Origin of the sequence: Bacteroides sp. HMSC067B03, from assembly GCF_001811315.1 — a bacterium.
Lineage (GTDB): Bacteria > Bacteroidota > Bacteroidia > Bacteroidales > Bacteroidaceae > Bacteroides > Bacteroides faecis.
This window is the reverse complement of record NZ_KV804245.1, coordinates 1-25,803: the sequence shown is the minus strand read 5'-3', so window position 1 is coordinate 25,803 and position 25,803 is coordinate 1. Positions and strand designations below refer to the sequence as shown.

Here is a 25,803-nt window from a genome sequence, read left to right as displayed (position 1 = left end):
CAGCTTTTTTACTATCTTTTTTTCATGGTTATTCGAACACATAAAGCTCTGAAGGCGTATTTCGCTTTAAAGCAAGCAGTTGCACATCTTTACCTACAATTACTCCTTTGTTCTTTAATTTCCATTCTACCGTTTTATAGGCCAACTCCGGATGATTATTGTCTTTGCTTAGATGGCACAACCAGATATAACGTAAATGTTCAGTGATATTTTCTGCCAGAAACTCAGCAGTGGCAGAATTGCTCATATGCCCGGTTCTACTCATAATCCGTTCTTTCAGATATTGAGGGTAAGGTCCCATTTTAAGCATCTCTTCATCATAATTCGCTTCCAGAATCAGATAATTCGCTTTACTGATATAATTTGCCGCTGTCGGAGTGATCTCCCCAAGGTCAGTTAAAAAAGAAAAGACTTTGCCGTCTATTTCTATGCAATACCCTACGTTGTCCGTCCCGTCGTGAGGAACCTCAAAAGATTCGATGCGGAAGTCCTCGAGCATCATAGGCACTTGCTTCTCCAGATAACGAACCGATGTGCTGAGCTTTTCCGTCATACAGTAACTACGATTAATTCCCTCATGAATACGGGCTGTGGTATAAACAGGTATATTCATCTTTTCCCCTAAATGCCCTACTGCCTTGATATGGTCTGCATGATCGTGTGTTACAAATACAGCACGTACACTTTCCATCAGAATATTGAAATCTTTCAGTGTTTTCTTGATGGTACGGATGCCAATACCGGCATCTATTAGTATTCCATAGGTATCAGTACCCAGATAATAGCAGTTCCCACTGCTGCCACTCGCCAGGCTTATAAATCTTACTTTCATGTTTTATCTTTCTTTATTAAAATGCAAAATGCCGTCAACTTTTACAGCAAAGTGACGGCAAATATACATAAAAAAGAAGATAATTAGCGAGAAGATTTGGTCTTTTTGTCGATGGATTCGGTGATTTTTGCGAATAATAGCAAAGCTACAGCAGCAATCAACCCGATAGCAGCAAAATAATACCAGATATAATGCGCATTCGCACTGGCTGCCTCCCATGCGGCACGAGTTTCAAACAAGGCAGGGTCCGGACAATATTTGGTCAGCAGAATACCGGCCAGCCCGAAACCGAATATGGAAGAAAGAAACGAGTGCAGATGACTGAACCCTAAATACATTCCTTCCTCCCCTTTGGGAGCCTGCAAAGAAAAATATTCCAAGTATCGCGGCGAAATAAAACACTCGGCAAGGGCCTGCACAACGATACCGGCTACCATCATCAAAGTAATATTGCTCATTCCCGAGATTATATCATTTCCCAGTATGTTTCCGCAAGCCATCAACAAGGCAGAAACAGGAATCAGAAACATACCCACATTCATCGAAGTAATAGCGCTGCGCTTTGCCATCAAACGGGTGATAAAACTGACACAGCACACCACTACAAAAGGGTTCACATTGGCAATCCAGCCCGGTTTGGCAGTCTCGCCAGCCAGACGGATGACGTACTTCGGCATAGTAGCATAAAGTTGCTGCTGCACCATCCAGAAACCTGTCACTATTAAAATAAGGACTAACAAACGCCAGTTGGTCACAATCCGCATGAAGCCCTGTCCTATCTCACGCAGACTTTTTCCTTCACCTGCCGTATGGGTCGATTTATAAAGCAGGATAACTGCCAGCAGGGCAATCACCGTCATCGCTCCGGAGAAATAATTAATGTAAATATAGGCTTGTTCGCCGATCACATTTCTCAAAGGATCGATAATTGTCTTGCCCGTAAAAGCTCCCACATTGACCATCATATAAAAAATAGAATAACCGCGGGCACGGGTCGCTTCCGTTGTCTCCTTAGCTACGGATGCAGAAATTATTGACTTGATAAAAGAACCTCCTATCATCAGAATAAACAAGATAGGAACAATGATCCACCGGGAAGAGCTATCCGGCAAACCGTTGAACTGAGTCGTGACGCCATAGCTCACCAATCCTGCCGCCTCCAGCAATGTGGGGAATACACCCAGCCCCAAATAGCCAATAGACAACAGAGAAAAAGCAATAATCATCGATTTCCGAAAACCGATCTTATCTGCATAAGCGCCCGAAAATATAGGAAGCAGATACAATCCTCCGGAGAAAAGGCCGGAAATCATACTTGCTTCGAAATCATTAAAACCTAAAATACTGGATAGATAAATAGTGAGAACGATAAAAACAGCATAATATGCCATACGTTCAAACAGTTCGACTGTGTTGCTTACCCAAAATGCTCTTGTAAAGCCTTTGGCAGCACGCTGAGGGGAATTGTTCATGTAATCTGTTTTTTTTATTAAAATGTTAATTCGACGCAAAGATACGTTTTTTTAGCTTACAGTCCGTATCTTTGTCCTAAATTACGTATTCTAAATATATCATATGACTATAGCTGTTGATTTTGACGGAACGATTGTAGAGCATCGTTATCCACGTATTGGTGAAGAAATTCCATTTGCTGTTGAAACGCTGAAATTGTTACAACAAGAAAAACACCGTTTAATCTTGTGGAGTGTACGCGAAGGAGAACTCCTGGAGGAAGCCGTAGAATGGTGCAGGGCACGGGGACTGGAATTTTATGCAGCCAATAAAGACTATCCCGAAGAAGAAAGGGATCATCAGGGTTTTTCCCGAAAACTGAAAGCCGACTTGTTCATTGACGACCGGAATGTCGGCGGCATTCCCGACTGGGGAATTATCTATGAAATGATAAAGGAGAAAAAGACTTTTGCCGATATATACAGCCAGCAGAGAGAAGAAAATAGCAGTCAGAAGAAAAAGAGGAAATGGTTGCCGTTTTAAGCTCTGGCACCAGACATCAGACTTACCTCTAACTTATAATATTCATAATGCACTCTGAACAATCGCGATCGGAGTGCATTTCTTTTATCAAAGGGAGCCCGGAATTCACATTCATTATTCCTCTTTACCTTCCCACTTTTCTCTGTATTCCCACAGTTGCTCAATGGTGGGATAAAAGGTCGGATTTTCCCAGTTTCTGGAAATCATCGAAATCAAAGATTCCAAATAAAGTTTGCCATCAATGATTGAAGTACAACTGTTCAACTGATACTTTTCTGTCGGGTAACTTTTAGTTTCAAGCATCTTTTTCGCCCAGCCCAACAGTTCCTGGACCGATTCTTCATCATAAGTATGTTGTGCCATATTTCTATATTTTCCCACAAAGATAAAGATAAAAACCGAGAAAATACAGAGTCGGGCAGGCACTTTTAGAATTCCACCTTATATAAGGTAACCAACAATCGCAAGTTTTATCCAAGTTCACCAGGGAAAAAATAGTTTTTCCGCTCATAAAATTAAGCAGCCCAATTCTTTTTATTACTTATTATTTATATCTTTGTTGACTCTAAATTCAATTAGATGAACTATAAAAAGTAACAATCATGAAGAAAATTATCATTCTGGCATGTTCCTGCTTTCTTCTGGCAGCGTGCGGAAACAGTGCAAAAACAAACAAGAGTACAAGTGCAGACAGTACAGCAACCCAAACAGTCGATATACATAATGCCGAAACATCTCTTGATTATGAAGGAACGTATAAAGGAGTCTTCCCTGCCGCCGACTGCCCGGGCATCGAAACAACTCTGACACTAAATGCCGACAAGACATTTGCCCTTCATTCCGTATACATCGACCGGGACAGCTCATTTGACGAGAAAGGCACTTATACACTGGAAGGCAACATCTTGACTTTAAAAGAAGAAGGTGGAGAAACATCTTATTATAAAGTGGAAGAAAACAAAGTTCGTCTACTAAATGATGACAAACAAGAAATAACAGGAGCACTTGCCGAACATTACATACTAAACAAAGAATAAGCAAGAATCCTGCAACAGCCAATCTGACTACCGGAAATAAAGTGGTAAATCTGCCTTTTTATTTCCGGTATCTTTTTTTGTTCCTAAGTTTTATCGTTTTCAGAGAACAATTTCAATATTTTTTATGTTTATATAAATAAAAACAAACTTATAAAAAGAACGACTTATGATTTATAATTTTTTATTCCCCACAAAGCCGAATACGACCAAGGTATCTTTGTTTTTATTGGCAGTCCGCATTATATTCGGAATATTATTAATGAACCACGGTATACAGAAATGGAGCAATTTTCAAGAGCTGTCAACGGCCTTTCCCGACCCAATCGGTCTGGGCAGTTCCATATCTCTCGGATTAGCCATCTTTGGAGAACTGGTATGTTCGATGGGCTTCATCTTTGGTTTTCTATATCGGCTGGCAATGATCCCGATGATCTTTACTATGGTAGTGGCCTTTTTTGTCATTCATGCCAATGATGTATTTGCAGTGAAAGAATTGGCTTTCATTTACTTAGTAGTATTTGTATTAATGTACATTGCCGGGCCCGGTAAATTTTCCATAGATTATTTCATCGGAAGCAAGTTGGCACACAACAAACGTAAATAACATAAAAACAAGAAATAATAACCTTGATTAATTTAAAAATATTATATTTGCATTCATTAGAAAGAGAATTTATCAATATTTTTATTAATCAAAAAGTAAAGTAAACATGAAAAAAGGCAAACTGACATTAGTAGCAGCTATACTTAGTGGTAGCTTATTATTCAGTTCCTGTGTTGGATCATTCGGCTTATTCAACCGCTTAAGTTCCTGGAATCAGGGAGTCGGAACCAAATTTGTAAATGAACTCGTATTTTTAGCTTTCAACATCGTTCCGGTTTATGGCGTAGCATATCTGGCTGATGCTTTAGTAATCAACTCTATTGAATTCTGGAGCGGTTCCAACCCGATGGCCAATGTGGGTGACGTAAAGAAGGTAAAAGGAGAGAACGGTAACTACATGGTTAAAACGCTTGAAAATGGTTACTCAATCACAAAAGAAGGCGAAACAGCTTCTATGGACTTGATTTACAACAAAGAAGCTAACACATGGAATGTGGTTGCAAACGGTGAAAGTTCTGAACTGATAAAGATGAACAATGACGGTACTGCTGACCTGTTCTTGCCGAACGGTGAAAAAATGAACGTTACATTAGACGCTCAGGGCATGATGGCTGCCCGTCAGGCTACTATGAGCAACCTGATGTTTGCAGCTCGTTAAAAGCATAACAAGATAAAAACGAAAGGAGATGAAACTGGTCATACAGGTTTCATCTCCTTTTTTCGTTTGTCTCCTCCCAGATCAGAAAGGATATCCTACTGCAAAATGGAAAGCAAAATCACGGCTGAACTTAGGATGAATAATCGGATAACGGTCTTTACCACTCTCATACACCGGATTAAGGGCTTTCATACCTCCGTCAAAGCGGAGAATGAAAAAGTCCAGATCAAGACGGAGTCCTAATCCGTACGCCACTGCTATTTGCTTATAGAATTTATCAAACTTAAAGACTCCCCCTGGCTGATTGTCATAATCACGGATCGTCCATATATTACCGGCGTCCACAAAGATAGCTCCCTGGAACTTCCAGAATAATTTGCTTCGGTATTCAATGCTGGCATCCAGTTTGATATCACCGGACTGATCCAGCAAATTGGTATTTTTAGTTCTTACAAAAGAGCCCGGTCCCAAATCACGTACCGTCCATCCGCGAACACTGTTAGCACCACCGGAAAAGTATTGTTTCTCAAACGGAATAGTCTTCGCATTCCCGTAAGGAACAGCGATTCCCAAACCGACATGAAAAGCAAATGAATTGCGATGATCGATTCGTATATTTTTGGAGAAGTCAAATTCTCCCTTCACATACTGCGCATAAGGAATTCCCAGAATAGCATACTCCCCATCATTATTCTTACGGATATTGGTTGCCTTGGACAAAGCATACATAATATTTCCTGCCGATTCGAAATTAAAACGGATAGAATATGAATTAGAAGCAATCGTATTATTGACGATAGCACCACCTATACTATTATAATGGTAGCTATATCCCATATTAATAATCAACCGGTCCTGATAATTATACTGAAGAATATGGCTCTGACCTTTATTGATAAAGTCTTCCTTAAACTTCTCCGATATTCTCGGCAAATAAAGGAAACCAATATTAATCAGATCAATGCGATGTTGTATCTTCTGGCGTTGAGTCCATTTGTAGCTCCATGAAGCCGACGCCATCGTACGCAGGAATTCGGGACGCATCTGATAATTATATTGCAATCCGAACTCCGTAGTAGCTCTGATCTTCCGCTTATAGTCCGAAGAGAGGAAAGGAAACAGAAAATTAGGGAAATTGATACTTGTCTCCACTCCGTATTCTGTATAATTATTATTGGAATAGCCTGCCTGAAGTCCCGAGATTACCTCGTAAGCACCACGAAACTTTATCATGAAAGTCTCCGAACCGCGAAACAAGTTCCTGTTTTGAAAAGAAACGGAAGCTGCTGCCCCCGGGTCACCGGCAGAGTTGGTACCTTCCAACTCGAAAGCTACCGATTTGTGTTTACTCTTAGTCAGCATCACATAGCAGTCAAGCTTCGCCGTATCTCCTACCTGATTTTCTATAAAACGAATATTGGTATACTTCAAGGCAGACAGACGCCCGAAATTGGAATAGGTCTGCTGTACATCCTGTTCATTGAATAAATCACCAGAAGCAAAACGCAGATTATCAGTAAGCATCTTCGGACGCAGGTAGAGTTTATCTTTATAGTAGATAGGATAGCCTTTAAAATGAAGAGAGTCATTGATGTCCATGCTGTTCAACGCTGAAGACTGCAGTACATCATAATCCGTAATAAAGTTAATCTTATCTATCCAATATTGCTGATGTGCTTTCACCGAATCGTTCACATGAGCTCTGTACGCATGTAAATGCAAGGTCAGGTCTACCTGATAAGTACCCCGAACCGTATCTGCCGTATAACCGACATAATCCTTATTGAATTTATAATAACCATTACGGAGCAGCTTGTCGGTAATTCGCTGACGCTCTGCATCCAGCACATTCACATCAAATATCATCCCTTCTTTCAGCAGACTTTTGGCGGAATCCTGTTTCAGAAACTCTGCAATCTTAGGGTCATGAATGTCATACTTCAACGAACTGACAATATAAGGATCTCTTGCCGTCACCTCATAGTATAACTTGATCTTCTTCTTTTTTATCTTAGTCGAACGCTTCACGGTAGCAGCCATATAGCCCATATTGCGCATTGCCTTCGTGATTTCATCCTGCGAACGCTGCGCTTCAGTCTCACTGTATATCACAGGAGCATCCCCTATTCTTCTCAGAAACTTATTTCCCCATTTGGTAGAATCCCGTCCCGAAAGGTTGTAAACATAGAGCTGCGTCTTGATCAGACTGAACCATTTCGCATTAGGATTTTGACGCACATACATTCGTAAGGAAGAGGGACGGACATTTTTCTGATCTGTATGAATCTTGACTTCATCCAACAAATAAGAACCATCCGGCACATACTTAGTGGCAGTGCACGAAGCGAACGACAGAAGGGTAATGACAAAAGTAAGTAAATAAAGAAATCCTTTCCTCATACGGTATCTCTATAAAAGCGGAAGCAATATATAGGGACAAAGATAGAGCATATTTCTCGTTCGAGGAAATTATCAAAACAATAATTAATGCGATAAAAGTTCTTTTCACCACGAATTACAGAAATTTGCAAGGTCCGTTTTACTAATACCTACATTCTCAATCGTAATCCTTGCAGTTGCTTCTATAAATCGTGGTGAACAGAACCTTTGTCTTTATGGAAGTCTGAATGCTATAGGAATTGTATACTTGACAGATACAGCCTCACCCTTCTGCATTCCCGGTTTCCATTGAGGCATCGAATTAACTACACGGAGAGCTTCTTTATCCAACTCCGGATCAACACTGCGCACAACTTTCGCATCAGAAACACTACCGTCCTTGTTGACTACAAACTGTATAACAACACGACCTTGAATTTTATTCTCTTCCGCCTTAGTCGGATACTTTATATTACGACTTAAGAAACTTAACAATTCTTTCTGCCCTCCGGGATAATCCGGCATTGTTTCCACTACGCTATAAATAGAGTCGGTTTTCTCCTGAGGTAATGTAGCTTCCGCTTGAGGTTCCGCCTTTTTTTCCGGTTCCACTGCCACTACCGTATCTGCTTTTTCTGTATCAGACTGGGCCTTATCCGTTTTCTTATTTGCACAATTACTGAATAATAACAGTAATGCAACCACTGGTATAAACATCAGATACTTACCTACCATGATGTTATGAGTTCTTTTTCTGTTTAACATTTTTATTCGTTTTTTTAAAGGTAATACACTAAAGTTGTTATAGAAATTTGCTGCAGCCAATGAAGTATGTTTAATTCCCAACAAATGATATTGATATGATTTCTTATCATAGCCGGACATCACCACTTGTTTGTCCGCCAGATATTCATGGTTCATACGTATCTCGCTGCGTATCAGCCAAGAGAACGGATTAAACCAACATAATAAGATAATCAGTTGGGCCAGTATAATATCCAATGAATGAAACTCGCGAACATGTGTCTGTTCATGTATCAATATCTCATTTAGCTCTTTGTCCGGGTATTGTATCGTACCTATAAATATCCAATGGAAAAAAGAACAGGGCTCTCCTATCTCGTCCGACCGACAAACAGAGACTCCTTTTAGAGAACAGCGCTGAGAACGAGCTACAGAACGGCATATTTTACAGACTTCAAACAGACTGCGCAGTAACAACATGGCAAATCCCAGTCCATAAATAATCCACAGCCATGTACCGGCCTGCCAGTTTGCCACTCCAACTTCTGTTGAAGCAGCAGGTAAAGTAGCAGTGACCAGCACTTCGGGCAATAGTTTGTTGTAAACGGTCGTAATCGTTTCTCCCAATGCATGTTCGTTCCACCCCGCCCACTCCGAAAAATCAATGAATGGATAAATCAGCAAAGTGGCACATATCAGCAACAGCATACCCCGTCTCAACCTAAAAAACGTATCTTTGCTGAAAGAGAATTTATAGAATGCATATAATACGATCAAAGCTACATTTACTTTAATCAAATAAATTGAAGGTTCCATACCTATCTTGATTTATGATTCTTCATCTTCAATAATGTTGATCAAATCCTCGAGTTCTTTTTTACTGATTTTACGGTCACGGACAAAAAAGGAAACCATTTCTTTATACGAACCCGTAAAATAGTTGCTCACTACTCCATTCATGAAGCTACGTTTGTAATCACTTTCTTTCACCAATACATGATACTGAATAGAGTTTCCTAACTTAAAAGGAGATAAAAACTTCTTCTTCTCCAAGTTACGGACCACAGAGGCAACGCTTGTGTATGGCGGCTTGGGCTCCGGCATTTCATTCAGTATCTCACGGATAAAACTCGGTCCCATTTTCCAAAAGTAAATCATCACTTCTTCCTCTTGTTGTGTCAATCTTTCCATCTTACTTTCTTTTATATTGATTATCAATCTACTAATTTTAAGCAAATCTACTAAAATTAAGTAGAGTATCAGTTTTTATTCACACAAATATTGTTAATATGGAAAAGATTTATTTTCAAAAAACTCATTCAACAGCCGATTAATTAGAAATATATTTATAGCTTTGCGGTAAATAAAGAAGTAAAAGAATAATGCTGAGCAAAAATAAAATAAAGTATATCCATTCGCTGGAACAAAAGAAGACACGTAAAGAAGAACAGGTATTCCTTGCCGAAGGTCCTAAATTAGTAGGCGATTTACTGGGGCATTTTCCCTGCCGTTTTCTGGCTGCCACTTCTTTCTGGCTACAAGAGCACCCCGGTATTCAGGCAAGTGAAATAGCAGAAGTCTCTCAAGAAGAACTATCACGTGCCAGTTTGCTGAAAACACCACAGCAGGTACTTGCCATTTTGGAGCAACCACAATATACTTTAAATCCGGAATTTGTCCGCCAGTCTCTTTGTCTGGCACTGGATGATGTTCAGGACCCGGGGAATCTGGGTACAATTATCCGGTTGGCAGACTGGTTTGGCATTGAGCATATTATTTGTTCGCAGAATACGGTAGACGTGTACAACCCTAAAACGATACAAGCCACCATGGGAGGAATCGCCCGTGTGAAGGTTCATTATACTTCTCTCCCCGAATTTATTCGTTCACTCGGAGATACTCCCGTATTCGGTACTTTTCTGGATGGAAAGAACATGTACGAACAGCCATTGTCCGCCAACGGGCTGATTGTAATGGGAAATGAAGGTAACGGAATAGGAAAAGAAGTGGAAGCGCTCATCAATCGGAAACTCTATATTCCCAATTATCCACAAGGAAAAGAAACTTCGGAGTCTCTCAATGTAGCCATCGCTACCGCAGTAATCTGTGCCGAGTTCCGGCGACAGGCTGCATGGAAGTAAAATCAAAAGGATAAAATAAATAAGGAAACAGAACTTCTCCCCTCTCTTCAGACACTGCAAGGAACTCTTTAGGACATGAGGAAGTTTGATCCGAAACTACAGGAAGATTAAATTGAAACACTGGGATGTTTTTTTCAAACATCCCAGTGTTTTTTATTTCACTTCCAGGGAACAATGCGATCAGTCCGGGCATCCATTCAACAGACTCGATTTCTTCCGTCAACGGGAAAATATGGCAGACACGTCCGTCATCAGCAATCTCAACCACCTGCTGTCTGATAAAGCCAACTTCAGGCAAAAGTAAATAATGAGCAGCAAAACGTTTCATAAGATTAGCGGGGAGATGATTGACGTCTTTGCTGATTTTTACGCTGATTCATTTGCCGTTCCCTTCTTTGCTCAATCTTTTCCTGCTGGATATGTTGCTCTACTTCAATTTGTTCCGGTTTCTTTTCAGGAGTCACCGTACGACGGCGGTTCATTTCTTCCGGAGAGATACGTTGACTATCTTTCAGTTCATCGACTTTCTTCAAAGAGTCTTTCGAAATCTCAGTATCTTTTTGGGCAGAAATCTTTTTCAAAGAATCTGTTTTCAAAGCTTCCAGCTGATTAATCGAATCACGTTCGGCTACAGAAAGTGAGTCCGCACAATGATAGCGGGTTAATATAAAGCGGTCAGCCAACAATGCTCCGGCTTTCTCTCCTTGTACGGGATAATAGATAAAACCCTTTATTTCCTTCATCGCACCCAATGTATCTGCAAACAAACGTATCTGATGCACACCCGGATCGGTGACTGTTTCCAGACGATTTAATGTATCTTCTTCATAAATAACCTGCATAGCCATCGTGACAGTTCTCAGAGAATCTGCAAGCATCGGCTCAAGGAAACGATAACGAACTTCCCAAACCAATGTATCACGATCTTTATAGTTAGTATCGGCAGGCAGCACAAACGCATATTGATCATTCATCACCTCACCTGTCAGACGCACGAAACGCTTCCAAGGCCAGACATCAATGCTGTCGCCCGGATCTGACATCTTCGGTTTATTGTCACGCAAAGCTATCAGATGATTTATTTCATTCTGCTGGGCTTTCAGACGTTTGCTTACTCTTTCATAAATTTTCGATAATACTTCCGTGTTGCGTGTGTACCACACCAAAGACGAATCGAATACGGCTTCCGTTGTACCATATTTCTTGAAAACGGCATCGAGATACAAAGCTTTCTTATAATTCTCATTATAAGGCAGATTATCTCCCATCGACTTTGCCAGATGATAATCATACAGCAAATTCTCCATCTTCGATTCTGAGATTACATCGTCAGGTCTTTTGACTTTACAACCTGCTACTGCAAGCGCGAACATGCAAATACAACACAGATGAAACCGAAACCTACTCTTCATGATTAACGCTTTCCTTTTTATTTTTATCTAGTGAATGGTAAGATTCGTTCAGATATTTGCTATAGAAAAGTAGCAATGCGATAATACCGCAACTGATGGCAGCGTCCGCAAAATTAAAAATCGGACTGAAGAATATAAAATGTTCTCCACCTACGAAAGGCATCCATGTCGGCCAGTTTGTGTCAATTATCGGAAAATAAAACATATCCACCACCTTACCATAGAACCAGGTAGAATATCCACCTCCTTCGGGCATAAAGCTGGCAATCTGCGAATGAGTACTTTCATTGAAAAAAACACCATAGAATACACTGTCTATAATATTACCCAAAGCGCCGGTCAGGATAAGGGCCACGCAGACGATATATCCGGTTTTGAAACCTTTCTTTATAATCTTATAGAGATAGTAGCCTATCAGCCCTACTGCTACAATACGGAAAGTTGTCAGAAATAGCTTTCCGAAAATTTCCATACCGAAAGCCATACCATTGTTTTCGGTGAAATAGATATAAAACCAGTCTGTCACACGTATACTTTCGTGCCAATACATATGAGTCTTAATCCAGATTTTAATGATCTGGTCAATAATCAGTACGGAAAAGATAACAAGCAGGGCAATTCTACCCTTCGTGAATAGTTTCTTCATTTGTTCATCATAAATTAAACATAACGAGCTACAAGTTGCCGTGCGTAAACATTGCGCAGCTACTTGTAGCTCGTCATCCGTAGCTTGTAGCTATCTATTATTTTTTACCACTGTTCTTAGCCTCGATGCTCAAAGTAGCATGAGGAACAGCACGCAGGCGTTCTGCCGGAATCAACTTTCCAGTCTCACGGCAAATGCCATACGTTTTATTCTCAATACGTACCAAAGCTGCCTGCAATCCCTGGATAAACTTCAGCTGACGTTGTGCCAGACGGGTTGTTTCCTCCTTAGAAAGCGTATTGGCTCCTTCTTCCAACACTTTATATGTAGGAGATGTGTCGTCGGTATCATTACCATCCAAGCCCATCAGGCTCATCTTCAACTGCTCGTAATCACGTTGAGCCAACTCCAGCTTCTCCATAATAATGGCACGGAATTCCTCGAGTTCCGCATCCGAATATCTAGTCTTTTCTGCCATAACTTTACTAGTTTAAAAGGTTAATCAATATTAGTATTAGTCTTTTATCACACTGACAAATAATGAGAAATCGTCAAAATTAAGTTCTGTACCGTCTTTCACTTCATCTGCCAAATCAAGGGATGTTCCTAAAACTTGGTTACAAATATAAGTATTATATTCATTCACCGCATCATCTGTTTGCGTATTTTTGGAGATTGTGATCTTTATTTTGTCCGTTATCTCGAAACCGCTGGACTTACGTATATTCTGAATACGATTCACCAGTTCACGGGCAATACCCTCACGACGCAACTCCTCGGTCACAGTAACTTCAAGAGCTACAGTCAGTTTTCCTTCATTGGCAACCAGCCATCCCGGAATATCCTCACTGATGATTTCGACATCCGAAGTTTCAATCACAGCCTCTGCTCCATCCAGATTCAATGTGTACTTTCCGTTCTTTTCGAGTTCAGCTATCGCTTCCTGAGTCATTTCTGCCACAGCAGCGGCCACAGCCTTCATCTGCTTGCCGAATTTCGGGCCTAATTTCTTAAAGTCACATTTTACCTTCTTCACCAATACGCCGGCAGCTCCATCTACAAACTTGATGTCTTTTACATTCACCTCGTTCATGATCAATGCTTTCACAGCTTCGATATGAGCCTTCTGTTCTTCATCCGCTACCGGAATCATGATACACTGCAGTGGCTGACGAACCTTGATGTTCACTTTACGACGTAGCGCCAACACCATTGAAGTTACGTCCTGTGCCATTTGCATACGGGCTTCCAGTTCCTTATCGATCATTTCTTCCTGATACTTCGGGAATTCAGCCAAGTGGACAGAGACTACATTGTCACGTCCTGTAGCAGTGATCAAATCCGTATACAGACGATCAGCATAGAATGGAGAAATAGGAGCCATCAGCTTCGCAACTGTTTCAAGGCAGGTATACAATGTCTGATAAGCAGACAACTTATCCTGAGTAAATTCACCACCCCAGAAGCGTTTACGGTTCAGACGAACATACCAGTTGGACAGATTATCATTGACAAAGTCGGAGATCAAACGTCCTGCTTTAGTCGGTTCGTACTCATTATAGCATGTATCTACTTCTTTTATTAATGTGTTCAATACAGACAAAATCCAACGGTCGATTTCCGGACGCTCCTCCATCGGAACATCTGCTTCTTTATATTCAAATCCGTCTACATTGGCATACAGTGCAAAGAACGAATATGTATTATATAAAGTACCGAAGAACTTGCGACGAACTTCTTCGATTCCGTCAATATCGAATTTCAGATTATCCCATGGAGATGAGTTAGTAATCATATACCAACGCAACGGGTCGGAACCATACTTCTCAATCGTAGTGAACGGATCGACAGCATTGTTAAGACGCTTAGACATCTTATTACCATTCTTGTCAAGCACCAGACCATTGGAGATCACAGCTTTGTATGACACACTATCAAATATCATCGTAGCGATAGCGTGCAAGGTAAAGAACCATCCGCGTGTCTGGTCTACTCCTTCCGCGATGAAGTCCGCCGGATATACTTCACGATTATCCAGGATATCTTTGTTCTCGAACGGATAATGAATCTGTGCATAAGGCATAGCACCGGAATCAAACCAAACGTCAATCAAGTCTGATTCACGCTTCATCGGTTTACCGTCTTCCGATACCAGAATGATATCATCTACATACGGACGATGGAGGTCTATCTTATCATAATTTCCTTCGGTATATTCACCCGGTACAAAACCTTTATCCTTGTACGGATTAGATTTCATAAACCCGGCAGCTACCGATTTCTCTATTTCATTATAAAGTTCTTCTACAGATTCGATACATATTTCACCCGTTCCATCTTCCGTACGCCAGATAGGCAGTGGAGTCCCCCAATAACGGGAACGGCTTAAGTTCCAGTCATTCAGATTTTCCAGCCATTTGCCGAAACGTCCTGTTCCGGTAGATTCCGGTTTCCAGTTGATCGTCTTGTTCAGTTCCATCATACGCTCTTTACAAGCTGTAGAACGGATAAACCAGCTGTCCAACGGGTAATAAAGTACCGGTTTGTCTGTACGCCAACAATGAGGATAGTTGTGCACATGCTTTTCGATTTTGAAAGCCTGATTGTTTGCTTTCATCATCATACAAAGAGCAATATCCAGAGACTCGGCGGCCTGCGCAGCTTTCTCGTCAAACTTGCCATCCACCATAAACTGCGGATCATAGGCATTTTTCACCCATGCACCCTGGTATTCTTTATACTTGTCTACGTCTACACATTCCTTCACAAAGGTTTCATCCAGTTCATCCAACAGATAGAACTTACCTGTAAGGTCTACCATCGGACGGGTTTCACCTTTCTTATTGATCATGAATAAGGACGGGATTCCTGCCGCACGTGCCACATTCGCATCGTCTGCACCAAAGGTCGGTGCGATGTGAACGATACCTGTACCATCTTCTGTCGTAACATAGTCACCCAATATCACACGGAAAGCTTTATCACTTGCTTTCCAGTCACCGCTTTCCGTCACTTCAACCGGTTTCACCCAAGGAATCAGTTGCTCATATTCCATACCTACCAGGTCCGGACCTTTGTATTCGGCTATTACTTTATACGGAACAAGCTTATCTCCGGGCTTATAATCTTCTAATTTCAGATCAGCAGCTTTCGCATTGAAATGAGTATTCAACAATGCTTTTGCCAGCACAACCGTGATAGGCTCTCCGGTATAAGCATTATAAGACTGCACGGCAACATAGTCAATCTTCGGACCTACACAAAGCGCAGTGTTTGAAGGTAATGTCCACGGAGTAGTTGTCCACGCAAGAAAGTAAGGAGTCCCCCACTCTGTCATTTCCGGTTTCGGGTTCTTCATCTTAAACTGGGCTACCATCGTCGTATCTTTTACGTCACGATAGCACCCCGGCTGATTCAGCTCATGAGAGCTCAAACCAGTTCCGGCAGCCGGTGAATATGGCTGAATGGTATATCCTTTATATAGCAAGCCTTTTTTGTGCAGCTGCTTCAGCAACCACCACAATGTTTCAATATAACGATTATCATAGGTGATATAAGGATGCTTCATGTCCACCCAATATCCCATCTGGTGAGTCAAGTCTTCCCATTCTTTGGTATACTTCATCACATCCTTACGGCAAGCAGCGTTGTAATCTGCCACAGAGATTTTTTTACCAATATCCTCTTTTGTTATACCCAATGCTTTCTCTACACTTAGTTCCACAGGCAATCCGTGCGTATCCCATCCGGCTTTACGCTTTACCTGATAACCTTTCATTGTTTTGTAACGGCAAAAAATGTCCTTAATAGTACGTGCCATTACATGGTGAATACCCGGCATACCATTAGCCGAGGGAGGTCCTTCGAAAAACACAAACGAAGGACAGCCATCACGTTCTGTCATACTCTTGGCGAAAACCTGGTTTTCGTCCCACTTCTTCAGTACATCTTTGTTCACCTGTGAAAGGTCAAACTGCGAATATTCAGTAAATCTCTTACCCATAGCTATATCTACGATTTTACTATTTACAATTTACAATTTGAGGGGTATCCCCGTTTTTAAGGGTGCAAATTTACAAAAACATTTGTTTAGTTGAGCAAAAAGCAAAGACTTTTAATCGGAATCATGTGAAGTTAGCGATTATAAATGGCTATTAACCTAAACAAAACGGATACCTCCTTGTTTTAGTGGGAAAATAAAAAGCACTTAAGTTATGAATTACGGTATTAGTATTTTATTCAGAGCAATCCCTTTGGCGATGGCGGTCTTTTGCTTCGGATACGGAGCATTCATTTATGGTTATGGTGATGCGGGGAACCGTTTGGTAGCGGGCCCTGTCGTTTTTTCACTAGGTATGATATGTATTGCGCTGTTTTGTACGGCTGCTACTATTATCCGGCAAATCATACACACCTATAATGAAGCTACCAAATACGTATTGCCAGTTGTGGGATATCTGGCAGCTGTCATAACGATTATCGGAGGTATCTGCATTTTCAATGGTGCTACCACTACTTCATCTTTCGTTGCAGGCCATGTTATCACCGGTGTAGGTTTTATCACAGCATGTGTAGCTACTGCCGCTACTTCTTCCACTCGATTTTCTTTGATCCCGGCAAATGCAAAAGCGACCGGAAACGAAGTTCCTGAGGGAGCTTTTTCTATTGGTCAGAGACGGGCACTGGTCATTCTCGCGATCGTCATTTCTTGTATTGCATGGATATGGGCATTTGTCTTGTTAAGTAACAGTCACTCTCATCCCGCTTATTTTGTAGCAGGACATGTAATGGTGGGACTCGCATGTATTTGTACCAGTCTGATTGCATTGGTAGCAACCATAGCCCGTCAAGTTAGAAATGATTATTCGGAAAAAGAACGTAACAAATGGCCGAAACTGGTTTTATTAATGGGATCGATCTCTTTTGTGTGGGGCATATTTGTCATTTTGGCTGACTCGGGAAGCGCAAACGGTACGACCGGATACATCATGCTCGGGCTGGGTCTGGTATGTTACAGTATTTCCAGCAAAGTGATTCTGCTCGCCAAGATATGGAGACGGGAATTCAAACTGGCCAACCGAATCCCTATGATTCCGGTATTGACGGCATTGGCATGTCTGTTTCTGGCAGCCTTCGTGTTCGAACTTGCTACCGTACATGCCGATTACTTTATTCCGGCACGGGTTTTAGTAGGGCTGGGAGCTATTTGCTTCACGCTGTTTTCTATCGTCAGCATCCTTGAAAGCGGTACTTCCGGAAAGGGTTGAGAAACATCCCCTTTATTGGTTTTAAGCCAAAGACCTCTTGGTTTAAAAGAAACGCATCGTTGGTTTTAAACCAACGGGGTCTTGGTTTAAAACCAACCGAACTGCCTCTTTTTACTTCTTCAACCGCACTTCATATACATCATTTCTACGATCCTTCAGATTACGCACGCTACCATAGGTATGGAGTGCATTCAATAAATCCAGATCTACATCCGAAACCAAAATCATTTCCGTATTCGGAGTCGCTTCCGCCCGTTTTCCATCCGTTGGAAAAGCAAAATCGCATGGGGTGAATACTCCTGACTGTGCATACTGGATATCCATATTATGTACACGGGGAAGATTTCCTACACTACCTGCAATAACTACAAAACATTCATTCTCAATCGCACGCGCCTGGGCACAGACACGTACACGTGAATAAGCATTCTGCGTATCCGTCAGGAAAGGCACGAATAATATCTGCATCCCCTGATCCGCCATCAAACGGGAAAGTTCCGGAAATTCCACATCATAACAAATCAGCACTCCAATCTTTGCGCAATCCGTATCGAAAGTCTGTAACAGTCTACCGCCACTCAGTCCCCAGCTCTTGATTTCATCCGGAGTTACATGCATTTTCTCATACATTTCATACGTTCCGTCACGCCGGCAAAGGAAACCTACATTATATAGCAATCCATCCTCTTTCACGTATGGCATACTTCCGGTAATTATATTGATATTGTAACTGATAGCCAGATTTATAAAACGGTCTCTGATTTCATCGGTATATTTTGCTAATCCGCGAATAGCCTGTGATTCTCCTTTATCATTAAACTTCGACATCAAAGGTGCATTGAAATATTCCGGAAAAAGGACAAAGTCACTCTTATAATCGGATACGGCATCGACGAAGAATTCCACTTGTTCAAAAAGGTCGTCCAATGTCTTATAACTACGCATCTGCCATTGCACCAAGCCCACACGAACAGTTGTTTTCGGGTTGATATATTCCTGTGTAGGCGGCTGATAATAAATATTATCCCATTGCAACAGACAAGCGTAATGCTTGGATTCTTCATCATTCGGCAGGTAATTGGTCATTACCTTGCGAACATGAAAATCATTCGATAATTGAAAGGTAAGAACCGGATCATAAATTTCACGCTGGCGTACCCGTGCGATATATTCTTTCGGGCGCATCTTATCGGCATATTTATGATAATTCGGAATACGGCCACCGAACATGATAGCTTTCAAATTCAATGTTTCGCAGAGTTCCTTGCGATATTCATACATACGACGAGCCAGGCGCAAACCGCGGTATCCCGGATGAATAAACACCTCAATGCCATACAGGATATTTCCTTCCGGATTATGAGTATTGAATGTTTCCTTACCCGTAACTTGTGCATACGTATGGTCGTTCTTTACCTTGTCATAGTCAACGATAATAGAAAGAGCACAGCCTACGATCTTGTCGTCAACTACTGTAACGATCTGCCCTTCCGGAAAAATACTTATTAATTTCTTTATCTGGGCATGAGTCCAAAATACATCGCTACCGTCAGAATAAACACGGGTAAACGATTGGGATAACTGTGCATAGTCTTCAATTTGAAGATTACGTATCTGTACTTTATTAATTTTAATCGGATGTTGTTCCATAACAATACATGTTTTAAAAAAAGACAGTGCAAAGGTACAGCTAATACTTTAATAGTGTTTTTAAACCAATGAATATTTATCATTCTTAATTCAAAGTTTCCTATTCGATGCCTTCATTTCTTGTACGTACAGTCCGGAGTATTCTATTTACTCATACTTGATTTCATTGTAAACCAACTGCATGTATTATTTGCAACTCTCACTAACATCAGCATGACCGGAACTTCAACCAATACCCCTACCACTGTAACCAGTGCAGCACCGGATTGTAAACCGAAAAGCGATATAGCCACGGCCACCGATAATTCAAAAAATTGCTTGCACCAATCATTCCGGCAGGTGCAGCTATATTGTGAGGCAATTTCCACCACTTCGCCCAGCCATAGGCTACAAAGAATATCAGAACTGTTTGCAACACAAGCGGAACGGCAATCAATACAATGTGCAACGGATTGTTCAATATGGTTTCTCCTTGAAATGAGAACAGAATGATAAGTGTTAATAGTAACCCGCCAATCGTATAATTATCAAACTTACGAATAAATACAGTATTAAAATATTCTATCCCTTTTCGCCGAATAACCAGTATACGGGTCATTATTCCGGCAGAAAGAGGAATGACAACAAACAATACGACTGAAAGCAATAATGTATCCCACGGAATCGTAACGCCACCTACGTCCAATAAAAAAGCAACAATAGGAGCGAAAGCAACCAATATGATCAAATCATTTACTGCAACCTGTACCAATGTATAGGCAGCATCTCCTTTGGTCAGATAACTCCATACAAATACCATTGCTGTACAAGGTGCAGCACCTAATAAGACTGCCCCGGCTAAATATTCTTCGGCCAATTCGGCAGATATTAGAGACTTGAAAACAACGTAGAAGAATAGATAAGCTATTCCAAACATTGTAAAAGGCTTTATAAGCCAATTTGTAATACAAGTGATGATAATTCCTTTCGGACGCTTACCAACATTTTTAATACTCTGAAAATCTACTTTCAGCATCATGGGATATATCATTAACCAAATCAGGATGGCCACGGGTATAGACACGTTGGCATATTCAAATTTGCTCAATGTTTGCGGTATTGCCGGAAGATATTGTCCGATGGCCATCCCGATAACGATACACAAGGCTACCCAAATAGTCAGGTATCTTTCAAAAAATCCAATTCCTTGTTTCTTTTCCATAATGACTGCCTTTTATTTTAATTGCGGTTTTAACTCTTGCAGGTAAAAATCATAGAAACGCATTCTTATTTCATCCCGTACCCGAAGAAATTCACTATTTATAAACTCCGGTGTCCCGGTCACTTCTGATGGGTCGTCAAATCCAATATGCAATCTGTTTTTTACCTTGCCTGTAAACATAGGGCAGCTTTTATTTGCGCCACCACATACCGTTATCACATAGTCCCATTCGTGCTCTAAATACAGGCTTACGTTTTTAGGGGTATGGTTAGTAAGGTCTATTCCTGTTTCAGACATAACTTTTACCACCATCGGATTAACCTTTTCAGCAGGTTTTGTCCCTGCTGAAAAGACATCCATGTTTTTATCGAATGACTGTAAGAAACCGTGTGCCATTTGGCTACGGCAACTGTTACCAGTGCAAAGGATTAAAATCTTCATATTCTTATAAGTTTTTCCATTCAATCAGGACAGTATTGCCCTTTGACAATTCTTCTACTTTCTTAATCCAAGTCAATTCACTTTGTGCTTTTGCTTGCAAAAAAGAATTTTCTGTATTTGTCAATGACAAACAGGCATTTACTACCCACCATTTATTGTTAATCCCGGCACGTTGTAAATCCATTTGTAGGCGTTCTGCTTCAAATACAGGTGTTGCTTCGGGTAAAGTGACAATTACTACTTCCGTTTCCTGTGGATTACGCAAACGGGGTAATAAATTGGCTACTGCTCCGGTTACTTCTCCCTGTGTACGTTCTACTTCTTTGTGATAGCTTTGGGTAGCATCCAAAAGCAACAAAGTATGTCCTGTTGGTGCAGTATCAATCACTACGATTTCATTCTCCGCTTTGTCTACAATTTCAGCAAAAGCCTTGAATACGGCGATTTCTTGCGTACATGGTGAACGTAAATCTTCCTCTATATATTCCATATCTTCGGCAGTCATGGTTTCAGCAGCTTTGCTACGAACTTCATTCTTGTATTTTTCCAATACTTCCGCTTCGTCTATATGGCTTACTGTAATACCTGATTTGATGGCAAAATCATAGTTCAGGTGATTTGCCGGGTCAGTAGTGGTAAGATGAACCTTTGTACCGAGCTTTGTTAATTTCAAGGCTATTTCTGTGGCTAAGGTCGTTTTCCCTACGCCCCCCTTTCCCATTGTAAACACTACTCGTTTGCCGGAAGTATAGAGGTCATTAACCAATTCATCTATACTTTTGCTATCAGTTATCGGCTGATAACTAATTTCATTCGTAATACTATCACTGTATAGCATACGGCGGATATTGGCAATATTGGATAAATTGTAAGAACGCAAAGGAATGCTATACATGGGATATTCAGATAATGCAATAGGCATACTTTGTAACGCCTTTTGCTGCCTGTCATGCAGTTGTTGTGAAACATTGTCTGCTTCATCTAATTGCCGTAAAACACCATTTATCACCAATAGCTGATTTTTAATTCCCAATAGTTGTAATTCATGCGAAGAACGGGCAGCCTCTTTCAACGGTGCTATTTCAGGACGGCTTACCAATACTAACCGGGTTGCGCTTGTATCAGACAATGTATCCACCGCCTGTTTATAAATTCCTTTCCGTTCCTCCAAGCCTGATAACTGCCCTAAACAGGATGCACCATGTGTACTTTCACTAATGAATGTACTCCATGCAGATGGAAGCTGCAACATTCGCAATGTGTGTCCGGTAGGTGCTGTATCAAAAATAATATGATCATACTCCTTTGCTTCATTAACATCGGTAATAAAGTCCGAGAACTCATTAAAAGCAGCGATTTCTACTGTGCAGGAACCTGAAAGCTGTTCTTCCATATTCTGAATAACGCTTTCGGGTAATTTTCCCCTGAAAGGTGCGATTACACTTTCCCTGTATTCTGCTGCTGCCTGTTCAGGGTCAAGATTTACAACAGTCAGCCCCGGCACTTCTGAAATAGCTGTGCCATGTCCGTTTAAGGGTTGATCGAAAACATCTTGTAAGTTAGAAGCCGGATCTGTACTGATAAGAAGTATTTTCTTTCCCTTATCGGCCAAACCAACCGCCGTGGCACAAGCAATAGAAGTCTTTCCTACTCCACCTTTACCAGTAAAAAACAGGTATTTAGTTAGTTCTATATCGGATAAATTAAATGCTTTCATTTCTTTTTTAATACTAATCTGGTATACACTTATTTAGCGGGCATTAAATCTAAATTCACTCCCGTCCATTCACTCATTTGTTTAGTGGTAGGATAAACTTTAGAGACTGCAATTTCACCATCTACCAAAGTAATAGGTAAAGCTTCTGCACCATTCTTTTGAAGATATTCATTTACTGTTTTATTGCTCACATACACCTGTGGTTCATCCCGTAAATTGTGACGGGTAACAATAACACCCTGTCTTTTCAATGTTTCGACAACAACTGCAACCCTCATCAATTCAGGATTGATATTTGTTCCACACAAACCCGTAGGGCAACACATTGCCGGATCAAAAATTTCTATCTTTTTCATACTGTCTTTTATTTTAATTAAATTGTTCATAGATAAAAAACGACCGCATAATAGATTCCTATGACTATAAAGAGTATAGCAACAATTTTGCGGAACCATTTTTCAAAGATTTGTACACTGTTATAAAACCTACCTAATCCGGCAACACTATACGCCAATATCCAAGCAACAAGGATTACAGGTAACCCTGTAGCGATAGCATATATTACGGGTAAAAAATACCCGCCCGTTTCTACTGCTGCCAAGGGCATAAGTATACCGAAATAGAAAACTCCACTGGTGGGGCAAAAGGCAAGAGCAAACAAAATACCCAATAACAAAACTCCCCAACTACCTTTTGTTTTCTTCTTTAGCCCCTCTCCGCCAATATTAATTTTTGGTATATTTAGCTTTATAATATCGAGCATGAATATCCCTACAAGAATTAATACCGGAGCAATCAACATCTCACCGTATTTGCTTACTGCCTTTTGAACCATATACATACTTGCACCCTCACGAAGAACCGGAATAAGAATACCTCCAAGTACTGTATAAGTCACTATCCTGCCAAATGTATAAAGTAACCCATTTATGAATATACGGTGACGGTTTTCTATATCCTTACCAATAAAACCTATTGCCGTTATATTAGTAGCCAAAGGACACGGGCTGATTGCCGTTAAAATTCCTAAGATAAAGGCTGTTATAACAGGAACAGAACTATTGTCTAATAGTGATTGAAGAAAATCCATCCTATAACTGTTTTAGCAATTCATCAACTTTATTTTTAATTCCCTCTTTAAATTTGTCCGGTGATTTTCTTGCATTGGAAAAACTGAACTCCGTCATGTTGTTTACATTCTCTTTTCCATCTTTCCAACCATTCACAAACAATGACGACCAAGTAACCTCGTACTTGTCCGCAATTTGCTCGTTTTCCTTTTTTGAAATATCTATAACCTTATAGATAATCCTATCGCCTGCCTGCTCTTTGGAATAAAGGCTATCCAAAAGGGCTACCGTATTAGCTTCTATTGCCCGACAGGTGATACAGCGCTGCGCTCCATGAAAATAAAGCACTTCGATATGATCAGGCTGCTTTTCTTCCGTACTCTGTGCCTCCGTTTTTGCTTTTGCACCATTACCACAAGATATTAAGATAATGGTTGAGAATAGTAAATAAAAGAGTTTCTTCATAACTATCTTATTATTGAGGTATCAATTCTTTTACTTCTGCAAGTGATAATCTTTTTCCGGCAGATACGACTTTTCCGTCAACGACTAAAGCCGGAAGACTTAAAACATTATACTCCATGATTTTTAATAAATCTTCCTCTTTAATTAATACGACATCGCAACCCAATTCAGTAATTGCTTGTTTAGTTGTTTCATACAATGCCCTACAACCTGCACACCCGGTTCCCAATACTTTGATTTCCATTTTCTATTCTATATTAAAGTTTATTTTTAAATCGTAATTCGTAGAACTACGAACAATATTCTCAAAAAAAAGTGCTGTTATCCACAGCACGATGTTCCTGTACATTTACAATCTTCCCAAAATGCAGCAAATAATTTGCGGGCAAGTTCCCAATTTTCCTTGTTAATACAATATCGCACCTTGGGCGTTTCTATTTCTCCCTGAATTAATCCTGCATCTTTCAGCTCTTTCAAGTGCTGTGAAACGGTTGCTTTGGCAATAGGCAATTCTTCGTGAATATCTCCAAAGAAACAACTTTCCTGTTTAGTCAAGAAACTAAGAATAGCCATTCGTGCCGGATGTCCCATAGCTTTAGCAAAACGAGCTATCTGCTCCTGCTCTGCTGTATACTGCTTTTCTTTCACTTCAATATCTCCTTCTTATTTATTGTTCGCAAAACTACGAACAATGTTTTTAATCTGACAAATTAATTAGCTATTTTTTCAAGGAGTAAGCATAAAATGTATACATCAGCAAATCACTTTTTACAATAACCACCTGTATAATAACGTATTATAATGACACTTCTTTTTTCTCGGCCAAAAGATTAAACACATAATACCGATTTCCGAAAGACGTATGCTTTGCCATATATCCCATGGCTGAAAGTTTCAAGCCCAATTGACGTGCAGAGACCTCTTTCAAAGCTGCAGAATTGAATTTACGCATCACTTGAAATATTTCAGCTGTTGTCAGCCAGATACCTTTTTCCGTTTCCAAAGGATGACGGAAACAACAATGAAACACATCTTCTAGTAAGGATTGGCGATAATATGCCTTATTATGTTTCTGCAAAGCCTTTTCTTCTTCTTTGTTTAAATAATCCGGTGCACCGGATTTCAGTTCTTCTTTCAGCTGCGCATATATTTGCTTATGCTCCAAAGGTTCTTCCGAAATAGGTTTTAACACCTCCACACACAGAAAGCGACGGCTTCCTGTGGAGTCAATCAATACCTGATAGACATTTGTTGTGGCTATAAAAGAAGCAAGACGGGACTCATTCACCCATCCCAGTCGCTTGCCACGAAAAACGGGAACATTCACCATTTGAAGAAGATTCTTTAATGTAGCCTGTTGACTCTCTTTAATCTTATCGAATTCATCTAAATTAATCAATCCGTTTTTCACGAGCTTCTTCTCCGGCGAACTGCCAGCTGCCAAATTCAGGTTATCAACAAAATAATGCCGCAATGAGTCGGGCATCAGCAATCGGCAAAAAGTACTTTTAACCCGTTGGCGGAATTAAATCAGCGCATATTTA

Annotated in this window: 26 protein-coding genes and 2 pseudogenes; 6 read left to right on the top strand and 22 right to left on the bottom strand. The window is 40.6% G+C overall.

Annotated features, from left to right (window positions below; all coding sequences use genetic code 11):
• Positions 1-28: 28 nt before the first annotated feature.
• Positions 29-832 (bottom strand): MBL fold metallo-hydrolase, encoded by an 804-nt coding sequence (locus HMPREF2794_RS01255; RefSeq protein ID WP_010538067.1) that lies wholly within the window; start codon positions 830-832, stop codon positions 29-31.
• Positions 833-915: 83 nt separating this feature from the next.
• Positions 916-2,304 carry a peptide MFS transporter gene (locus HMPREF2794_RS01250; protein WP_010538068.1) on the bottom strand — a complete coding sequence of 463 codons (1,389 nt, stop codon included), beginning with the start codon at positions 2,302-2,304 and terminating at the stop codon, positions 916-918.
• A 103-nt stretch (positions 2,305-2,407) separates the two neighbouring features.
• Here HMPREF2794_RS01250 and HMPREF2794_RS01245 point away from each other — a divergent pair, with 103 nt between their 5' ends.
• Positions 2,408-2,827 (top strand): BT0820 family HAD-type phosphatase, encoded by a 420-nt coding sequence (locus HMPREF2794_RS01245; RefSeq protein WP_010538069.1) that lies wholly within the window; start codon positions 2,408-2,410, stop codon positions 2,825-2,827.
• Positions 2,828-2,941: 114 nt separating this feature from the next.
• Here HMPREF2794_RS01245 and HMPREF2794_RS01240 read toward each other — a convergent pair whose 3' ends face one another.
• Positions 2,942-3,190 (bottom strand): DUF6965 family protein, encoded by a 249-nt coding sequence (locus HMPREF2794_RS01240; RefSeq protein WP_070750675.1) that lies wholly within the window; start codon positions 3,188-3,190, stop codon positions 2,942-2,944.
• Positions 3,191-3,429: 239 nt separating this feature from the next.
• On the opposite strand from HMPREF2794_RS01240, the gene HMPREF2794_RS01235 reads away from it, so the two are divergent.
• The 3 genes from HMPREF2794_RS01235 (at position 3,430) to HMPREF2794_RS01225 (ending at position 5,126) form a co-directional block, all read left to right on the top strand.
• The gene (locus HMPREF2794_RS01235; protein ID WP_010538071.1) at positions 3,430-3,864 is read left to right on the top strand and encodes a copper resistance protein NlpE; all 435 of its coding nucleotides are present in this window, start codon (positions 3,430-3,432) and stop codon (positions 3,862-3,864) included.
• 166 nt (positions 3,865-4,030) lie between these two features.
• Positions 4,031-4,468: a DoxX family protein gene (locus HMPREF2794_RS01230; RefSeq protein WP_010538072.1), complete on the top strand. Its 438-nt coding sequence runs from the start codon at positions 4,031-4,033 to the stop codon at positions 4,466-4,468.
• 106 nt (positions 4,469-4,574) lie between these two features.
• Positions 4,575-5,126, top strand: a complete 552-nt coding sequence (locus tag HMPREF2794_RS01225) for a DUF3332 domain-containing protein (protein WP_010538073.1) — start codon at positions 4,575-4,577, stop codon at positions 5,124-5,126.
• 81 nt (positions 5,127-5,207) lie between these two features.
• Here HMPREF2794_RS01225 and HMPREF2794_RS01220 read toward each other — a convergent pair whose 3' ends face one another.
• From HMPREF2794_RS01220 to HMPREF2794_RS01210, 3 genes are all read right to left on the bottom strand, one after another.
• Entirely contained in the window at positions 5,208-7,526 is a 2,319-nt protein-coding gene (locus HMPREF2794_RS01220; RefSeq protein WP_070750673.1) for a translocation and assembly module lipoprotein TamL, read from the bottom strand.
• Positions 7,527-7,739: 213 nt separating this feature from the next.
• Positions 7,740-9,065 (bottom strand): M56 family metallopeptidase, encoded by a 1,326-nt coding sequence (locus HMPREF2794_RS01215; RefSeq protein WP_070750671.1) that lies wholly within the window; start codon positions 9,063-9,065, stop codon positions 7,740-7,742.
• 12 nt (positions 9,066-9,077) lie between these two features.
• Positions 9,078-9,440, bottom strand: coding sequence for a BlaI/MecI/CopY family transcriptional regulator (locus HMPREF2794_RS01210; RefSeq protein WP_010538077.1), 363 nt, complete (start codon positions 9,438-9,440; stop codon positions 9,078-9,080).
• Between the two features lie 191 nt (positions 9,441-9,631).
• Here HMPREF2794_RS01210 and HMPREF2794_RS01205 point away from each other — a divergent pair, with 191 nt between their 5' ends.
• Positions 9,632-10,390: a TrmH family RNA methyltransferase gene (locus tag HMPREF2794_RS01205; RefSeq protein WP_010538078.1), complete on the top strand. Its 759-nt coding sequence runs from the start codon at positions 9,632-9,634 to the stop codon at positions 10,388-10,390.
• Here the strand turns inward: HMPREF2794_RS01205 and HMPREF2794_RS01200 are convergent.
• From HMPREF2794_RS01200 to ileS, 5 genes are all read right to left on the bottom strand, one after another.
• Positions 10,341-10,718, bottom strand: coding sequence for a hypothetical protein (locus tag HMPREF2794_RS01200; protein ID WP_022300774.1), 378 nt, complete (start codon positions 10,716-10,718; stop codon positions 10,341-10,343). The genes HMPREF2794_RS01205 and HMPREF2794_RS01200 overlap by 50 nt on opposite strands.
• Before the next feature lie 4 nt (positions 10,719-10,722).
• Positions 10,723-11,802, bottom strand: a complete 1,080-nt coding sequence (locus HMPREF2794_RS01195) for a DUF4296 domain-containing protein (protein ID WP_070750669.1) — start codon at positions 11,800-11,802, stop codon at positions 10,723-10,725.
• Positions 11,792-12,448 (bottom strand): lipoprotein signal peptidase, encoded by a 657-nt coding sequence (locus HMPREF2794_RS01190; protein WP_022300772.1) that lies wholly within the window; start codon positions 12,446-12,448, stop codon positions 11,792-11,794. The genes HMPREF2794_RS01195 and HMPREF2794_RS01190 overlap by 11 nt, the downstream gene beginning before the upstream one ends.
• Positions 12,449-12,545: 97 nt before the next feature.
• Positions 12,546-12,926 (bottom strand): TraR/DksA family transcriptional regulator, encoded by a 381-nt coding sequence (locus HMPREF2794_RS01185; RefSeq protein WP_010538081.1) that lies wholly within the window; start codon positions 12,924-12,926, stop codon positions 12,546-12,548.
• 36 nt (positions 12,927-12,962) lie between these two features.
• Positions 12,963-16,451: an isoleucine--tRNA ligase gene (ileS, locus tag HMPREF2794_RS01180; protein ID WP_055268762.1), complete on the bottom strand. Its 3,489-nt coding sequence runs from the start codon at positions 16,449-16,451 to the stop codon at positions 12,963-12,965.
• A gap of 211 nt (positions 16,452-16,662) precedes the next feature.
• On the opposite strand from ileS, the gene HMPREF2794_RS01175 reads away from it, so the two are divergent.
• Positions 16,663-17,715, top strand: coding sequence for a DUF2776 domain-containing protein (locus HMPREF2794_RS01175; RefSeq protein ID WP_010538083.1), 1,053 nt, complete (start codon positions 16,663-16,665; stop codon positions 17,713-17,715).
• Positions 17,716-17,826: 111 nt separating this feature from the next.
• Here the strand turns inward: HMPREF2794_RS01175 and HMPREF2794_RS01170 are convergent, their stop codons facing one another.
• The 11 genes and pseudogenes from HMPREF2794_RS01170 to HMPREF2794_RS29780 all read right to left on the bottom strand — a co-directional run.
• Positions 17,827-19,365: a carbon-nitrogen hydrolase family protein gene (locus HMPREF2794_RS01170; protein ID WP_010538084.1), complete on the bottom strand. Its 1,539-nt coding sequence runs from the start codon at positions 19,363-19,365 to the stop codon at positions 17,827-17,829.
• A gap of 143 nt (positions 19,366-19,508) precedes the next feature.
• Positions 19,509-20,566: pseudogene (gene arsB, locus HMPREF2794_RS01165) on the bottom strand (ACR3 family arsenite efflux transporter).
• Between the two features lie 12 nt (positions 20,567-20,578).
• Complete coding sequence (locus HMPREF2794_RS01160; RefSeq protein ID WP_010538086.1) at positions 20,579-21,007, bottom strand: arsenate reductase ArsC; 429 nt, start codon at positions 21,005-21,007, stop codon at positions 20,579-20,581.
• A gap of 4 nt (positions 21,008-21,011) precedes the next feature.
• Positions 21,012-22,724, bottom strand: coding sequence for an arsenical pump-driving ATPase (arsA, locus tag HMPREF2794_RS01155; protein ID WP_010538087.1), 1,713 nt, complete (start codon positions 22,722-22,724; stop codon positions 21,012-21,014).
• A 29-nt stretch (positions 22,725-22,753) separates the two neighbouring features.
• Entirely contained in the window at positions 22,754-23,080 is a 327-nt protein-coding gene (gene arsD / locus HMPREF2794_RS01150) for an arsenite efflux transporter metallochaperone ArsD (protein WP_010538088.1), read from the bottom strand.
• A gap of 26 nt (positions 23,081-23,106) precedes the next feature.
• Positions 23,107-23,814, bottom strand: a complete 708-nt coding sequence (locus HMPREF2794_RS01145; protein WP_010538089.1) for an aromatic aminobenezylarsenical efflux permease ArsG family transporter — start codon at positions 23,812-23,814, stop codon at positions 23,107-23,109.
• A 1-nt stretch (position 23,815) separates the two neighbouring features.
• Positions 23,816-24,259 (bottom strand): nitrophenyl compound nitroreductase subunit ArsF family protein, encoded by a 444-nt coding sequence (locus tag HMPREF2794_RS01140; protein WP_010538090.1) that lies wholly within the window; start codon positions 24,257-24,259, stop codon positions 23,816-23,818.
• Positions 24,260-24,269: 10 nt separating this feature from the next.
• Positions 24,270-24,503: a thioredoxin family protein gene (locus HMPREF2794_RS01135; protein ID WP_010538091.1), complete on the bottom strand. Its 234-nt coding sequence runs from the start codon at positions 24,501-24,503 to the stop codon at positions 24,270-24,272.
• Positions 24,504-24,580: 77 nt separating this feature from the next.
• The gene (locus HMPREF2794_RS01130; protein ID WP_010538092.1) at positions 24,581-24,907 is read right to left on the bottom strand and encodes an ArsR/SmtB family transcription factor; all 327 of its coding nucleotides are present in this window, start codon (positions 24,905-24,907) and stop codon (positions 24,581-24,583) included.
• A 148-nt stretch (positions 24,908-25,055) separates the two neighbouring features.
• Entirely contained in the window at positions 25,056-25,337 is a 282-nt protein-coding gene (locus HMPREF2794_RS29785) for a DUF3874 domain-containing protein (protein ID WP_256375827.1), read from the bottom strand.
• A pseudogene (locus HMPREF2794_RS29780) lies at positions 25,326-25,760 on the bottom strand (VapE domain-containing protein); the annotation flags it as partial. The pseudogene HMPREF2794_RS29780 and the gene HMPREF2794_RS29785, both read right to left, overlap by 12 nt.
• Between the last annotated feature and the right edge of the window lie 43 nt (positions 25,761-25,803).